Source organism: Saccharopolyspora sp. NPDC000995, from assembly GCF_053599315.1.
In genome coordinates this window covers 1-15326 of the sequence record NZ_JBSFLZ010000030.1, presented here as the reverse complement: position 1 = coordinate 15326, position 15326 = coordinate 1, and the positions used below count along the sequence as shown (strand labels likewise).

At 68.5% G+C, this 15326-nt stretch carries 15 protein-coding genes; 10 read left to right on the top strand and 5 right to left on the bottom strand.

The window, feature by feature from the left end; all coding sequences use genetic code 11:
• The first annotated feature begins 125 nt into the window (after positions 1-125).
• From ACWDKQ_RS13085 to ACWDKQ_RS13075, 3 genes are all read left to right on the top strand, one after another.
• A complete protein-coding gene (locus tag ACWDKQ_RS13085) occupies positions 126-983 on the top strand; it encodes an SAM-dependent methyltransferase (protein WP_450138966.1) in 858 nt (285 codons plus the stop codon).
• Between the two features lie 205 nt (positions 984-1188).
• Positions 1189-2640: an argininosuccinate synthase gene (argG, locus tag ACWDKQ_RS13080; protein WP_450138965.1), complete on the top strand. Its 1452-nt coding sequence runs from the start codon at positions 1189-1191 to the stop codon at positions 2638-2640.
• A gap of 297 nt (positions 2641-2937) precedes the next feature.
• Entirely contained in the window at positions 2938-3471 is a 534-nt protein-coding gene (locus tag ACWDKQ_RS13075; protein ID WP_450138964.1) for a DUF397 domain-containing protein, read from the top strand.
• 213 nt (positions 3472-3684) lie between these two features.
• Here ACWDKQ_RS13075 and ACWDKQ_RS13070 read toward each other — a convergent pair whose 3' ends face one another.
• The 3 genes from ACWDKQ_RS13070 to ACWDKQ_RS13060 form a co-directional block, all read right to left on the bottom strand.
• Positions 3685-5262 carry an alkaline phosphatase D family protein gene (locus tag ACWDKQ_RS13070; protein ID WP_450138963.1) on the bottom strand — a complete coding sequence of 526 codons (1578 nt, stop codon included), beginning with the start codon at positions 5260-5262 and terminating at the stop codon, positions 3685-3687.
• 153 nt (positions 5263-5415) lie between these two features.
• Positions 5416-5619 carry a hypothetical protein gene (locus ACWDKQ_RS13065; protein WP_450138962.1) on the bottom strand — a complete coding sequence of 68 codons (204 nt, stop codon included), beginning with the start codon at positions 5617-5619 and terminating at the stop codon, positions 5416-5418.
• Positions 5616-5813, bottom strand: a complete 198-nt coding sequence (locus ACWDKQ_RS13060; RefSeq protein ID WP_450138961.1) for a hypothetical protein — start codon at positions 5811-5813, stop codon at positions 5616-5618. The genes ACWDKQ_RS13065 and ACWDKQ_RS13060 overlap by 4 nt, the downstream gene beginning before the upstream one ends.
• Before the next feature lie 120 nt (positions 5814-5933).
• Here ACWDKQ_RS13060 and ACWDKQ_RS13055 point away from each other — a divergent pair, with 120 nt between their 5' ends.
• From ACWDKQ_RS13055 to ACWDKQ_RS13035, 5 genes are all read left to right on the top strand, one after another.
• Entirely contained in the window at positions 5934-6296 is a 363-nt protein-coding gene (locus ACWDKQ_RS13055; protein WP_450138960.1) for a GntR family transcriptional regulator, read from the top strand.
• Complete coding sequence (locus tag ACWDKQ_RS13050; RefSeq protein WP_450139002.1) at positions 6251-6457, top strand: hypothetical protein; 207 nt, start codon at positions 6251-6253, stop codon at positions 6455-6457. Before ACWDKQ_RS13055 ends, ACWDKQ_RS13050 begins: the two co-directional genes overlap by 46 nt.
• Positions 6458-7044: 587 nt before the next feature.
• Positions 7045-8913: an HSP90 family protein gene (locus tag ACWDKQ_RS13045; RefSeq protein WP_450138959.1), complete on the top strand. Its 1869-nt coding sequence runs from the start codon at positions 7045-7047 to the stop codon at positions 8911-8913.
• A 45-nt stretch (positions 8914-8958) separates the two neighbouring features.
• The gene (locus ACWDKQ_RS13040; RefSeq protein ID WP_450138958.1) at positions 8959-11757 is read left to right on the top strand and encodes a hypothetical protein; all 2799 of its coding nucleotides are present in this window, start codon (positions 8959-8961) and stop codon (positions 11755-11757) included.
• A gap of 583 nt (positions 11758-12340) precedes the next feature.
• On the top strand, positions 12341-12706 hold the full coding sequence (locus ACWDKQ_RS13035; RefSeq protein WP_450138957.1) for a hypothetical protein: 366 nt from the start codon (positions 12341-12343) through the stop codon (positions 12704-12706).
• 336 nt (positions 12707-13042) lie between these two features.
• Here ACWDKQ_RS13035 and ACWDKQ_RS13030 read toward each other — a convergent pair whose 3' ends face one another.
• A complete protein-coding gene (locus ACWDKQ_RS13030) occupies positions 13043-13594 on the bottom strand; it encodes a dihydrofolate reductase family protein (protein ID WP_450138956.1) in 552 nt (183 codons plus the stop codon).
• Between the two features lie 365 nt (positions 13595-13959).
• On the opposite strand from ACWDKQ_RS13030, the gene ACWDKQ_RS13025 reads away from it, so the two are divergent.
• Positions 13960-14274, top strand: coding sequence for a hypothetical protein (locus tag ACWDKQ_RS13025; protein WP_450138955.1), 315 nt, complete (start codon positions 13960-13962; stop codon positions 14272-14274).
• Between the two features lie 28 nt (positions 14275-14302).
• Here the strand turns inward: ACWDKQ_RS13025 and ACWDKQ_RS13020 are convergent, their stop codons facing one another.
• Positions 14303-14665 carry a hypothetical protein gene (locus tag ACWDKQ_RS13020; protein ID WP_450138954.1) on the bottom strand — a complete coding sequence of 121 codons (363 nt, stop codon included), beginning with the start codon at positions 14663-14665 and terminating at the stop codon, positions 14303-14305.
• Between the two features lie 351 nt (positions 14666-15016).
• Here ACWDKQ_RS13020 and ACWDKQ_RS13015 point away from each other — a divergent pair, with 351 nt between their 5' ends.
• Entirely contained in the window at positions 15017-15262 is a 246-nt protein-coding gene (locus tag ACWDKQ_RS13015; protein ID WP_450138953.1) for a helix-turn-helix domain-containing protein, read from the top strand.
• Positions 15263-15326 lie beyond the last annotated feature (64 nt).

Here is a 15326-nt window from a genome sequence, read left to right as displayed (position 1 = left end):
GGGCGCGCCTCGACATCTACAGTGGACACTTATGGGTAGACAACGCGGATTTCCCTTGCAGGCACACGAATCCGGCTGCAAGACTCGCGCGGGACACAACTTTTTCCGATGGAGTGGAGGCGGGCGTGGGAAACGGTGCGACCCGGACCGCGGTGGGCCCGATCGCCTTCGTCGCGGTCGATCAGCGTGACGACAACCCGCTGGTGCGCGACGAACTGGCCCACCGGTTCCTGCCCGCCGGGTTGCGACCGATCGTGGCGCTGACCAGGTTCCGGCCGGTCCGCCGATGGCTGATCAACGCGACCGAGCGGAAGATGCCGGGCATCTGGGCGAGCACACTGTGCCGGAAGTGCTACATCGATGACAGGTTCGCGGACGCCGTGAGCGCGGGCTTCGAGGCCGTGGTGATCCTCGGAGCGGGCTTCGACACCCGCGCCCACCGGCGACCCGATCCGCAGCGCACCCGGATCTACGAGGTGGACCTGCCCGAGAACATCGACCGCAAGCGGAACCGGCTGCGCGGACGGCTCGGCGAATCCGTGGCGCTGGTGGCGGTCGATCTCGAATCCGGTGAGCTGCCGGCGGCGCTCTCGGCGCACGGTTTCCGTCTCGAGCGGCCGACGTTGTTCATCGCGGAAGCCGTCACGCCCTACATGGCCGGGGAGTCGGTGCGCGCGATGTTCGAGTTCCTGGCGTCGGCAGCCGCCGGCAGCCGGCTCGTGTGCACCTTCCTACGCGAGGATTTCCTCGACGGGACATCGCTGCGCGGTGGGGAGGCGCTGCACGAGGAGTACGTGGTCAGGCGCAAGCTCTGGCGATTCGGGCTCGACCCCGAGCAGATCGGAGGCTTCCTCGCGGGCTACGGCTGGCGGCAGGTCGAGCAGCTGGGCCCGCGGGAGTACGCCGACCGCTACCTCGCACCGGCCGGTCGGAGCCTGCCCGTTGCTGCACTCGAAACCGCCGTCTACGCCGAGAAGGGCTGAGCGCCAAATCCGGAACCGAACCGGCATGCGACTCGACCGGAGGCACTACCTCCGCGCCGATGGACCTGTATCGATTTAGTTCTCGGCCTGGAACTCGGTTGGCCAGGGAGTGTGGTGAATGCTTCCGGCGGTCGGCCGCGTGCGTTCGGGCCTGAGGTGACCCCCGGATTTGCATGGTCATTCATTACGATGCATACTTTCTCTCATGTCCAAGGTTCTCACCTCCCTGCCTGTCGGCGAGCGCGTCGGCATCGCCTTCTCCGGCGGCCTCGACACTTCGGTCGCGGTCGCGTGGATGCGCGACAAGGGTGCCGTCCCGTGCACCTACACCGCCGACATCGGCCAGTACGACGAGCCCGACATCGCCTCGGTGCCAGGCCGCGCGCTGACCTACGGTGCCGAGATCGCGCGCTTGGTCGACTGCCGCGCGGCGCTGGTTGAGGAGGGCCTGGCCGCGCTGACCTGCGGTGCGTTCCACATCCGCTCCGGCGGGCGCCCGTACTTCAACACCACGCCGCTCGGTCGCGCCGTCACGGGGACCCTGCTGGTCCGGGCGATGCTCGAGGACAACGTGCAGATCTGGGGCGACGGATCGACGTTCAAGGGCAACGACATCGAGCGGTTCTATCGGTACGGCCTGCTCGCGAACCCGCACCTGCGCATCTACAAGCCCTGGCTCGACGCCGACTTCGTCTCCGAGCTCGGCGGCCGCAAGGAGATGTCGGAGTGGCTGCTCGCGCACGACCTGCCCTACCGCGACAGCACCGAGAAGGCCTACTCGACCGACGCCAACATCTGGGGTGCCACCCACGAGGCCAAGACCCTGGAGCACCTCGACACCGGCATCGAGACCGTGGACCCGATCATGGGCGTGCGGTTCTGGGACCCCGAGGTCGAGATCGCCACCGAGGATGTGACCATCGGCTTCCAGCAGGGCCGCCCGGTGACGATCAACGGCAAGGAGTTCGCCACCCCGGTCGACCTGGTGATGGAGGCGAACGCGATCGGTGGCCGGCACGGCCTGGGCATGTCGGACCAGATCGAGAACCGGGTGATCGAGGCCAAGAGCCGCGGCATCTACGAGGCCCCCGGCATGGCGCTGCTGCACGCCGCGTACGAGCGGCTGGTCAACGCGATCCACAACGAGGACACCCTGGCGGCCTACCACAACGAGGGGCGGCGGCTCGGTCGGCTGATGTACGAGGGCCGCTGGCTCGACCCGCAGGCGCTGATGCTGCGTGAGTCGCTGCAGCGCTGGGTTGGCATGGCGGTCACCGGCGAGGTTGTCCTGCGGCTGCGGCGCGGCGAGGACTACTCGATCCTGAACACCTCCGGTCCCGCCTTCAGCTACCACCCGGACAAGCTGTCGATGGAGCGCACCGAGGACGCGGCGTTCGGCCCGGTGGACCGGATCGGCCAGCTCACCATGCGCAACCTGGATATCGCCGACTCGCGCGCCAAGCTGGAGCAGTACGCGGGTCTCGGCATGGTTGGCACCAGCCCCGCGTTCATCGGTGCCGCCCAGGCGGCATCGACCGGGCTGATCGGTGCGATGCCTCAGGGCGGAGCCGAGGCCATCGCCGCGCGCGGCGAGGTTCCGGTCTCCGGCGAAGGCGAGACGCTCGACCGCGCCGCGATGGAGTTCGGCACCGACTGACCGGCCCGCGGTCGGCAACCCGCTGGTCACCGTCCACATCGGACGCGATGCCGCAGAGCGCCTGCTCTGCGGCATCTTCGCTGTACGCCCGGCATGGGCGATTGCTTGGGGGTGTGAGTCCCCTGGAGGAAGAGGTGGTGGTAACTCCGAGCCGGAGGCAACTGCGTCGTCGTGAGGCGGGGTGGGAAGGAAGCCCGAGGCGAAACTCTGCACCGAGGAACACGAACCGTGTATAAGGCATGTCGGTTGGGGTGAGTCGGCAGCATACGACGAAGCCCGTCACCGCCAAGACGGCCGGTGTGTAGACGCGGCGGGCGTAGAGGGAAAGTGATCGTTCTTATCCGGGGAGGTCTGTCCGGGTGTCGGCTGTGCTTGACGGTGGTCGCCGCGCCGACGGCTGTGGCTGTGCGGTCGGGGCTGACCGGGCAGAAGTCGTCGCGGGCCCATTTCCTGGCTCGTTCGGTGGAGCGTGGTGGGGTCCCGGGTGGTGTCGATTTCGACGGTCCACGGGAGCGGGCATTCGTCGGTGCAGTCGATGTCGCCGTGGTAGATCCATACGGTGCTTTCGCCCGCGTACTAGCGGAAGGCTTCCGCGCTGGACGAGGAGGCGTCCCGAAAGGTGATCAGGGAGATTGGAGAACCACTGTGAGGACAACGGGCTTAGCCGGTGAGTGGCGCAAGAGCATTCGCAGCGCTTCAGCAACGGTCTCGGATGAGGCCGTGGGTGTGCGCGACTCGAAAGATCTCGATGGCGGGTTTTTCCTTGTGAGCCCAGCACAATGGAGTGCTTTCACTTTCACCACTCGGGTCAAGAGCGGGCAGTTCGATTAGCAGGCGCAGGCTCGTGACGTGAGCGTGGAGGTGGATTTAGCGGCCTTCGCGCTCACGAGTGTTCGTTGTGGGCCGATGGGGGCAGCGAGTGGGTCGGCTGACGCACCCGGGCGGCCGCTGCACCGGCGAGGTCATCCCGCTCTCCGGGCCGCCGACCGATTCCCCGGGCTGAAAGCCGGGCGCGGGTAAATCCCGCGCCCGTGCCCGGGGCGGTCAGACCTGCTGGGCGCCGCGCTGGCCGTTCTCGATGACGAAACGGGCGCGGTCGCGGACCGGCGAACCGGGCGTCTCGACGTAATCGATGACGCGGAAGTCGGCCATCCACTCCGAGTGGGTGATGGTGTTGCGGACGTAACCGCGATTGCGGTTAATGAACTTGATGTGCGGGTTCTCCTGGAGCCCGACCGCATCGGTGGGGTTCTGGTCGACGCCGTTGCCGTTCGAGGTGATCGAGGTGCCGACCAACTCGGTGGCCACGGTCGGCGATGCCGGGTCGTCGAAGTCGGCCTTGACGTCGGCGACGTAGTTGGCGTGAACGTCGCCGGTGATCACGACCGGGTTGGAGGCCGTGGCCAACTGGTCGCGCACGAGGTTGCGCTCAACTACGTAGTTGTCCCAGGCGTCATCGCTGAAGGAATCGGCGTCGCCCGCGGTGAAATCGCGCTGCGAGAAGAAGACCTGCTGCGCCAGCACGTTCCAGCTGGCGGTCTGGCCGCCCAGGTTCCCGAACAGCCAGTCGCGCTGGTCGGTGCCAAGGATCGTGCGCGCGGGGTCCAGGCGCTTGGCCTGGTCCTGGAAGTCGCGGTACTGGCGCGTGTCCAGCAGGTGGAAGTCAACCAGGTCGCCGAAGGTCAGCCGGCGGTTGATAAGGATGTTCGCGCCCGACGGGCGCTGCGTCGCGCGCAGCGGCATGTTCTCGTAATAGGCCTGGAACGCCTCGGCGCGGCGCTGGCGGAAGACCGCAGGGTCCTGGTCGGGCTCGTTATCCGGCTGGGAGCGGTCGCCGGCCCAGTTGTTCTCCACTTCGTGGTCGTCGAAGACGACCGCCCATGGGAAGGTGGCGTGCGCGGCCTGCAGATCCGGGTCGGTCTTGTACTGGGCGAGTCGCGTGCGGTAGTCGGCGAGCCCGAAGATCTCGCGCGCGGGCACGTGCGGGCGGCCGATGGTGCCCTTGGCCGGGCCCTCGTAGATGTAGTCGCCGAGGAAGGCGACCAGGTCGAGGTCTTCCTCGACCATGTGGGAGTAGGCGCTGAAGTGGCCGACGGGGTAGTTCTGGCAGCTGGCGAAGGCGAACGCGAAGCGGCCAAGCCGCGCGCCGAAGCGCGGCGCGGTCTTCGTGCGGCCGACCCGGCTGAGCTCGCCCTCGGCCCGGAAGCGGTAGAAGTACTCGGTGCCGGGTTCCAGGTGGTCGAGCTCGACGTGCACCGAGTGCGCCGATTCCGGCCGGGCCAGTTCGGTGTCGGCGGCCACGATGCGGCGGAACCGCTCATCGGTGGCGACTTGCCACTGCACCGGCACGGCCCGGTTGGGCATGCCGCCGAGCCCGTCCTCGGCGAGGGGACTCGGGGCCAACCGGGTCCACAGCACGACGCCGGAGGGCAGCGGGTCACCGGAGGCGACGCCGAGCGAGAACGGCTCGCGGATCGGCACGGCGCCCGCGCCGGGGGAGGCGCTGGCGACGGCACCAAGTCCGGTGCTGCCCAGTGCTGCCGCGCCGAGGGCTGCCGTGCCGGCTAACAAGACCTTGCGGCGGGACGGGGTTGCTTCGCTGGGGCCGGTGTTCTCTGACATGTGCCACCTATTCGGCCAGTGCGCGTTCGCACGGCGTGCGTCCACACAGGGTCGGAAATTCGGGCGAACGGTAGTTCCGCCAGATGGCCGACAGGCGAACCAGCGCTGACCCCGCGATGTACCTTGAGAGGTAGGAGACTGGGCATCGCGCCGTCAGCGGGCAACCCTCAAGATCGCCAGCGGCTCATCCGCTTGCGGGCGCGTCGAGACGCCGTTCTTGGCGCGGTCCACCGACTTCTCAGACGCGGGTCCACCGGGGTTCTCGGTGGCCAGCGCCTGGTTGAGGGCGACGAACGGGCGCATCCGCCGCTCGTAGGCAGCGAACGCGGCGATGTGATCGACGTCGGACCGGTTCACTCCTCTGCGAGCACGTAGGCACCGACCAGGGCCAGGCTGGTGCCCTGCCCGGACAGCACCGAGGCGCAGTAGCCGGCATCGCCGACCAGAGCGACCTGCCGGTCGTCCAGCGGTCCATGTGGATTTGCGCCATCGCGTCGAAGCCGAAGTTCGGCACGTCGGCCATTGCCGCTAGCGGCTTCGGAGTCTCCCATCCGAGGCCGGCCAACCGGTCGGTGACGATCTGCTCCAGGACGTCTCGGTGGTCGTAGGTGACCGGCTCGGACAGGAAGCCGAGGGTGACCCGCAGTTCCGCGTTGTCGCGCACCGGGTAGATGGCGCCGCAGGCGCCGGATTCCTCGTCGTGGAAACAGACCTGCCAGTTTTCGAGGCCCAGGAAGTTGGTCGCCGGGAAGATCGCCAGGTACTGGCCGAGGTGCTTGCTGAACTGCCGCTCCGGCCCGACGAACCAGGCGGCGCACGGCGGAGTGCGCGTCGTCCGCGCCGATCACGAAGTCGAAAGTACGGAAACCAACGCGATCGGCCTAGAAACGCGGTATCTGAGCATCGCCGACGAGCTCCGGCGCCGGATCGAACGGGGTGAACTGGCGCCGGGCGCCAAGGTGCCCTCCACCCGCCGGATTGCCGCCGAATGGGCGTCGTCATGGCCACGGCGGCCAAAGCTCTGGCCGCGGTGAGCCAAGAAGGCATGGTGCGCGCCGAACCCCGATCCGGCACCGTGGTCGCCGACAGCAGGCCCGCGCTGGACGACCTGTTCGAACTGGGACTGCGAGCGCTGCTGGAGGGCCTGGAGCTACGCCTCGGCGACCCTGCCGGTTCAGGCGATCCGGCCGGCTGACGCGGAACTGGACAGCACTTCGAATGACCGCCTTAGCCCACCTGCGCAACTGGGGCCGCCGCGGGTTCTCAGCGGTCTTCTCGCGAGGACAGCCCGGACGCCGCGCGGTCGTACACAAGTCCGGGATGCCACAGCCGAGAAGGCCGCTGAGGTTCCGCGATCCGCACCGCAACACATGAAGAGGCCGGGAAACGTTCATTGTGACCGGCTCCATCCTTTCCATTGTGGACCGCGTGGTACTGTCCGGATCGACGCTTCCTGCGGTCGAGTCGCAGGCGTGGGGTGAGTTCGTCAAGAACCGGGTTCTCCATTACGCCGGTCCGCGGGGGCGTCGGGATCAGCGAGACCCTTGAAGGGCGGGGGAGAGCTCGGGTGGCGGCGGTAGCGTCATTTTTGCCGACACGGTCGCTCGTGCGGGCATTCTAGGCTGGTCAGCTGGGGTGTCGTCTCTGTTCAACTGCGGTGTCGTCGACCGGGAAGCGTCGACGAATCTCGTTGCGCAGCCGACCGTTGGCGCATTTCCAATGGCGGTGTCGTCGGGGTGCACCGCGTGCTCGCTGCGGATATGTTCAGGAGGAGGCTTTTCGATGGATTCCGCCGAGAATTCCCTATTGCGCCCGTTCCAGGTGGACCTTGGTGGGGTTGTCGATCTGCTCAGCCGGCACATTTACTCCGGCGCGCACGTCTATCTGCGCGAGCTGCTGCAGAACGGGCGCGATGCCGTCGCCGCTCGCGCCAAGCTCCCAGGGCAGCCCGGCGGGGGACCCCTCGAGATCTACCCGGTCGGCACGGCCCCGGATGCGCCGGGGGTGTTCGTCTTCCGCGATGCCGGGCTTGGGTTGAGCGCCGCCGAGGCCTGCGAGCTGCTGGCCACGGTGGGGAAGAGCTCCAAGCGCGACGACGTGCTGAGCCTCCGCGACGAGGACTACCTGGGGCAGTTCGGCATCGGCCTGCTGAGCTGCTTCATGGTCTGCGACCGTATCGTCGTCCGGAGCCGTTCGGTGCACGGGCATCCGCCGGTGGAGTGGGAGGGATCTGCCGATGGGACCTTTTCTATCCGGGAGCTGTCCGAAGACGAGGCGAACGGGTTGCCGACCGGGACCGAGGTGCGGCTCACGCCGCGGCCGGACGACGCGGCGTTGCTGGCTGGTGAGCGGGTTGCGGAGCTGGCCCGCCGGTTCGGCCGGTATCTGCCGGTGGAGGTGCGGGTCTGGCGCGCGGACCGCAGCTGGGAGCCGGTCAACGAACCGGCGCTGTTCTTGCCACCGGACCGGCCGTCGGACGAGCGGTCGGCCGTCGAGGCACTGGAAGACCTCGGCGCGGGGCTGATCGGCAACCGTCCACTTGAGACGATCGAGCTGTCCGTGCCTGCTACCGCAACGCTCGGCGTGGCGTATGTGCTGCCGTACGCGCCGCCGCCTGGTTCTCGCCGCAGCGGTCGGCTCTATCTCGGCCGGATGCTGCTGGGCGAGGACATGTCGGAGCTGCTGCCGGACTGGGCGTACTTCGTGCGCTGCATCATCAACACCGATGGGCTGCGCCCGACGGCGTCCCGCGAGCAGTTGGTCGCCGACGAGGCGCTGGAGTACACCCGCGAGGAGCTGGGGAAGGTCCTGCGGCGGTGGATCGTGCAGCAAGCCACCACCCGGCCGGCCCGGTTCGAGCGGTTCGTCGCGGTGCACCACCTGGGGCTGAAGTCGATGGCCGTGCACGACGACGACCTGGCGGCGGCGGTGCTGCCCTGGCTGACCGTCGAGACCTCGGCCGGCCGGATGACCGTCCGCGACTACCTCGGGCAGTCCCGGCACGTCCGCTACGTGGAGACGGTCGACGAGTTCCGGCAGATCGCGGCGGTGGTCTCCACCGACCAGCCGGTGATCAACGGTGGCTACACCTATGAGTCGGACCTGCTGCGGCGCCTGCCGCACCTGATCAGCGATGTCACCGTCGAGCAGATCCAGGCCAGCTCGATCCTGGACGAGCTCGCCCCGCCGCCGCTGGACGACCGTGACCGGACGAGCCCCCTGGAGCGACGCGCCGCGGCGGCGCTTGCCGAGCTCGGCTGCGATGCGCTGGTCCGTTCGTTCCGGCCGGACAACGTGACGGCGTTGTACGTGGCCGATTCCGCCGGCATCCGCCGGATCGAGCGCACCGAAGTGCGCGACTCGGCGCCCTCGGTGTGGGCGGAAGTGCTCGGCGGCGTGGACGAGATCATGACCGGCAAGGCCGCCCTCGCCCCGCACAGCACCACCGCACAGCTCTGCCTGAACTGGTTGAACCCGCTGATCCGGCAGTTGTCCAAGGTGGATGACGAGCTCGTCTTCGACCGCAGCATCCGGCTGGTCTACATCCAGTCCCTGCTGGCCGGCCACCGGCCGCTGTCGAGGAACGACCGGACCGTGATGACCACGGCGATGAGCGACCTGATCCAGCTCAGCGTCGGCGTCACGGGCTGACGATTTTGGTTATTCCTAACTTTTCGAGCATGAGAGGTGGCACCGTTGTCTGACGCCGTGACCGAGATCGAGCGGTTGCTGGAGGAGAGCGAGGTGATTCCGTACGGCCCGGAGGAGTCGGCGATGGTCGCCGATGCCATCCGGCTCGCGCAGGACGCCGGCGAGGTCGAACTGCTCTACGTGGCGCGGATGCGGCAGATCACCAGCGCGTCGATAACCGGCGACAGCGACACCATGTTCACCGCGTTCTCCTGGTGCCTGGGCCAGCACGACTCCGACCCGGCCAGGTTCCCGAGCGAGGTCGAGGACATGGACCTGCTCTGGTACTACAAGTGGATGTCCGAGGCCGTCGCCCTGAACCCGGCCTTCCCGCAGAGCCAGGTCGACCAGGTGCTCGACGACATGGAGCGGCGGTACCGCGGCGCCGGTGTCGGGCTCTCCGGCGTCTGGCAGGCGAAGATGTCCAATGCCGCCACTGCGGGGCGGTTCAACGAAGCGGCCCGGTTCCGGGCGGCTCGCGAGGAGCTGCCGCGGGACGACTACAGCCACTGCGACGCATGCGTCCGCAGCGACGACGCCGACTTCTTCCGCCGCTTGGGCGATGAGGCGACCGCGTTGAAGTTGTTCGACGAGATCATCGAGAAGAACGTGTCGTGCGGTTCGGAGCCGGAGCGGGCGCAGGGCGCGGCGTTGCTGCCGTTGCTGCGCGCCGGGCGGTTCGACGAGGCCAAATGGCACCACTTCCGCAGCTACCGCGCGGCGGCAGCCGATCCCGACGGGTTCGGCATCCTGGCCAACCACCTGGTCTTCCTCGCGGTGACGGGAAACGCGGAACGCGGTCTGTCCCTGCTGGAGCGGCACATCGCCGACCTGCCGAAGGATCCGCTCGACGTGGCCCGGCGCTTCTACGCGCTGGTGTCCTACGGCGTGCTGCTGGACGCGGTGGCCCGGACCGGGCACGGCGAGATCGAGGTCCGGGGCAGCGATATCCCGGATGTGGCGGCGATTTTCGGTACCGAGAGCCGGCTGCACACCGTCGCTGAACTGGCCGCGGGCTCGTGGCGGGTGGCCGCCGAGATCGCCAAGGCCTTCGACGCGCGCAACGGGAACCAGTACTTCGCCTCAGAGGTCGAGCGCGCCCGCGCGTTCGCGGACGAGCACCACGACCTGCCGATCCAGCACCGGCCGTTCGTGCCGACGGAGATGACCGAGCCGGCTCAGCCGCAGACCGCGGCGGAAAGCCTGGAACTGGCGCGGGAAGCGATCATCGTCAAGAACGATCCGGATGCCGCGCTGGCGCTGCTGGGAGAGCTCGACGACCTGCCCGAGCCCGAGCTGCAACCCCGGCTCTACCGCACCGTCCTGACGATCTGCCGCGCCCGGGACGACCGGGACGGGGCGTTGGAAGCCGTCAAGGCCCGCACCAAGGCCTTGCGGGCGCAAGGCCTGGTGCAGCAAGCGGACGTCGAGGACGAGCTCGGGTTAGTGCTGTACCCGCCGTTCAACACAGACGAGGAAGCGAAGCTTCGCGCAGTACTGGACCGTGCCGACCTGGAAGCGGCGACGCGGGTCGAGGTCCTGGTCTCGTTGGCCGGGTTGCTCGGCTCCACCGAGCATCCGGACGAAGCGCTGGAGCTGGCGCGGGAAGCGGTCGAGCTGGCCGAATCCGCGGAGCTGGACCAGCTGTCGGGGGCGCGCTACCTGCTGGCCCAACTGCTGCTGCAGACCGGTCAGCCGGAGACCGCGACCGAGGCCCTGGACGCCGTGTTGGCGGTCGAGGCGGAACGAGTCTGGCGGATCCGGGTGCTCGACATGCGGGCGCGGCTCGCCGCGGGACTCGGCCAGTTCGACGCCGGTGCCCGATTGGCCGATGAGTTGCTCGACCTGCTGACCACGGCCGGATACCGCGACGGTGCGTCTGCCGCCGCCATGCTGGCCGCTCACCTGCTGGCCGACGGCGGGCAACCGGACGAGGCGGTGAACCGCGCGCAGGTCGCGGTGCGGCACGCGGAGCTCGGCGATACCGAGGGCCTCAACGGGCACCGGTTCTGGCTCGGCCGCTTCCAGCTGCAGTCCGGACAGCCGGATCTGGCGGTGGAATCGCTCAGCGATGCGGTCGCGGGTTACGACCGCGGCGAAGGCGGGGAGGCCGCCGGCCTGGAGGCGCGGTACTGGCTGGGCATCGCTGCCGGGCGGGCCCAGGACTTCCGCACCTCGTACCAGGCGCTCGTCCAGGCAGCGACCGGGGCCGAGGAGTCGGCGGAGGAGTCGCTGGTCGAGCTGGCGGCCCGGTCCTACCTGGAGCTGGGCAACCTGCTGCTGGCAGTCGAGGACGCCGACGCGGTGGACAACTACGAGACCGCGCTCCGGCTGGCCCGGAAGCACAAACGGCGCGAGCTGATGGCAGAGGCCCTGCACCAGCTCGGCCAGGCCAAGATGAAGTTCGGTGACGAGACCGGGCTGGCCGATCTCGATGTTGCGATCGCGGTCGGCCGGGAAGCGGAGCTGGACTGGTTCGTCGCCGACGTGACCGATACGAAGGCGCGAGTGTTGGCCTTGTTGGAGCGGGTGGAGGAAGCGGTCTCGCACGCGCTGACCGCAGCCGACGGCTACGCCGCGGTCGGTGACGAGGGTTCGGCGGCGATGGCCGAGCTGCTGGCGGGCCGGGTCCTCACCGAAGCCGGTCGGTCCGACGAGGCCGTGGGCTTGTACCGGGCGTCGCTGCAGCGGCTGCCGGTGGGAACCCCGGTGCACACCGGCGTGTCCCTCGAATTCGGGGAACTGCTGGAAAAGCTCGGCCAGGCGACGGAGGCCGCGAAGGTTCGTGCCGGCATCGGCGAATGATCGGCGCGCAGCGTGGGGCACCCCTCCGGGGGTTCGGAGGGGTGCCCTCAACACAGTCCACAGTGGATCAATGTATACGGAGTTTGTTATCGTTTAGGGAGTTTCGCGTCTTGATGCCTTCTGTTCACGTCTGAATCCCTGTCGTCGCAGAAGGGTTCTCCGGCACGATGCGGCTCGGTTCTGGAACGTCATCTGGCTCGTCTTCGGCGTGGCTGTCCCTGGGGGGCGGTGTTCGCGCCCGAGTTCCGGGCCGGTCGCGGACGCGGCTTTGCGCCCAGCCGAACCAGTCGAGCTGGGCGTGCTCTTCATCGGCGCGCACCCGACGACGAGGCCGGCACGCTGTCCACCCTCGGGCAGTGGAGCGAGCAGCACCACGTCAAGGCCGGTGGCATCACGACGACCCGCGGAGCGGGCGGGGGCAACGCCGTCGACTCGAAGGAAGGGCCGTCGCTGGGCCTGAACCGGGAGGCCGAGCAGCGCTGCATGGCGCGGTTCTTCCCGGCTCGGGCGGGGCCGCCCGCGGGTACGGCCTTCGCGGTCGAGGCCGACTGCTTCGACGTCAGCCCCGGCAGCGCCGTTCGAGGTGACGGCCCGCGCCACGGTTTCCGCTGGGCCCTCCGCAGGACGGCGGGAAGAGCCGGAAGGGTGGCAGATCACCGGTTGCGGCCAGCTCGGCGCGGTACCGCAGGGACAGGAGAAGCTGGTCCGGTTCAACGTGACACCGCCGGTGGACGCGGCGCCGAACACGCGCATCCGGCTGGTGGCGAGGCTGGACACTACCGATCGCGCGAGCGGGGTTTCCTCACGCGCGGTGCGGTTGGTGCCCGCGGTGCACGGCTCGGAGGGCGACGGCGAGTACACCGGCCGGGAGCTCGACCTCTCCTCGCTGTGGGAGGGAACCCCCGCCTCGGCCGACGACATCTCCGGGACCGCGAAGGTGCACAGATGACGTGCTGCACATCGTGGCGAACGTGACCGACGACGTCCTCGGCACCGTGGCGCTGCCGGGATCTGAGCGGGCCTCCGCACGAAACGGACCAAGCGCTCGCCGAGTTGCCAGCGTTGCAGGTGCGCGCGCTCGAACCGGCCTGGGCGGTACGACTCCGGGCCGACCTCACCGCATTCGCAGACGATGCGCTCGCAGTTCCGGAGGCGTCTGCCGCAGCTCAGCGTCCTCGACGGACGAAGAACCAACTACGCCGCCGACCTGCAGCCAGGGTGGTCCGCAAGTGCTTTTCAGCGCTGTAGCAACGAAAGCACTCACGGGGCCCGTCAGCAGAGCGAATCAGGACCTGGCGGGGCCGTAGGTCAGGTGCACAACCCCGTTCTGGAACGACTCCTGAGCGGCCAGGGCCAGCAGGATGCGCTGCGTGCCCTCGGGGAACAGCTTCGCCCCCGAGCCCAGGACGACCGGGTAGACCAGCAGGTGCAGTTCGTCGATCAGGCCGTCGGCCAGCAGCGCGCGCACCAGGGTGCCGCTGCCGCTGATGTAGATGCCGTCGGTCTCCTCCTTCAGCTTGCGGATCGCCTGCGCGTCGTAGGCCCCGAACACCGTCGAGTTCTGCCACTCGTCGGCGGAGGTCAGGGTGGACGACACCACGTGCTTCGGGGAGTCGTTGAAAAACGGCGCGCCTGGGTCATCCTCGGCGGTGCGGCCGGACCAGGCCGGGGCGAACATCTCGTAGGTGGTGCGTCCCAACAGGATCGCCGAGCTGGACTCCGTCAGGCGGCCGATCGACTCGCCCATCTCGTCGGTGAAGCCGTATTCGGCGGTCCAGCCCGGATTCTCGAACACGCCGTCGAGGCTGACGAACTCTTGAACACGGATTTTGCCCATCGGTGGATCTCCTGTTTCGGTGGCGACGTGCGGGTCCGGGCCGAGCGCTCCTCGCCCGGTATCGGTCCCGCAGGCGATCATCCCGTTGTTCCGGTTTGGCCGATACTGACTGAAGCAGATCCGCGAACTAATCGGTATCCGGCGAAGTTCCCGCGCGGAGTGCGCGAGGTCACTTGGGTGTCGCCAACGGCCGTCGACGGAAAATCCGCTCGGTTGAGTGGCAAGACCTTGCCACGCTGGGGGAATGCGCTCCGCTGGCGATGTTGGACGCCGCGACCGCGGGGTTGCGGGCCCCGGGCGCGCTGCCCAGGTTTGGCGAATGCGGTAGTACTCGGCGTGTCGCCGGATTCGCAGGGAGAAAGCGCATGACAGCCGCGGACGTGCCCTTCTCGATGTATCCACGGACCACCGCAGTGCGCATCCGAGATCTGATGCGACGATGCGCGATCACCCACGACCACGCCGAACGGGCCGCCTTGCTGGAGAGGCTCGCCGCCGAACTGGACCGGGCCGCGCGAGACCTGCTCGACAACGGCCCGACAGAGGAGTGCAGCCGACGTGAGCTGGCGGCGGGCCTGCACGGGCAGGCCGACATTGTCCGGTTCTTCGCCGACCTCGAACGTCGTGATCGCGCCAGGCAGGCATTTGATCCCGCGCATCCGCGGGTGCGCTACCCGTGACGCCGATCGAAGAGCCGGTGGGACCGCGTCAGCAGAAACCGCGTGGCGGCCAGAACGGTCCGGACCGGATCACCCGGCTCGGCGCACCGGGCTCATCGGGCGCGGGGAGGGCGCGAAGCGCGTCAATGGCGGCGGTCAACGAGCCCGAGGATTGCCAGACGACCCCTCCGCGCGTGCCAGGCGAGTCGACGCGCAGCCGAACCGCGAGGGCCTCGCGGCGATCGACGATCCACAGCGCGTCGCTGTACTCCGGCCAGTTCAGCACACCGACGAGCCACTCCGGGCACCCGGCCGTGTCGGTCAGGTACCAGAAGGTCCACAGGGCGTGCGAGAGCCCGATCAGGACAGCGAGCTCGGGGTAGAGCTGCAGGGCCTCGTCGATGCTGGTCACGGATCGGCATCTTTCGTGACGTTCGGGCGTCTGGGTAGCAGATTCGATGGCGCGTCGCCACCTGCCGCCCTTATGGGGGATACGCCGGAGTTCTCGATCGGCGTCGGCGGCGGGGGTCCTCGACGGTGGATCTCATGTCCGAATCTGTGGGTTATCTGACGTTGTGGTCATGGCGTCCGGTCTGGCTGCATCGATCTGGCGCTCGCGCTGGTCGAAGAAGAACACGGAGCCGACCTGGCCCGCCGCGTGGCACAGCAACTCGTCGTGTTCATGGCCCGACCAGGAGGCCAGTCGCAGGTCAGCGCCAGACTCGGCCGGAGCGAAGCGAAACGTGCCGTGGTGCGACAAGTGATGGACGCCGTCGGAGCCGATCCCGGCGCCAAGCACAACCTGGATGCCCTGGCCCGCGAAGCGGGTGTGAGCGCACGCCACTTCAGCAGGCCCTTTCGCATCGAGACGGGCATGACGTCGGGCCAGTACGTGGAGTCGCTGCGCGTGGAAGCCGCGCGTGCACTCCTCGAAGCGGGCAACGACCCGGTCGAAGCGGTCGGGAAGCAGGCGGGTTTCCCAGGTTCCACAGATCAGGTTGCTGACTAGTCCGTGAAAACGTGGGTTGATCTGCGGGAATGCTGATTGGCCCGGTGACGGGGCGTGTCACTAG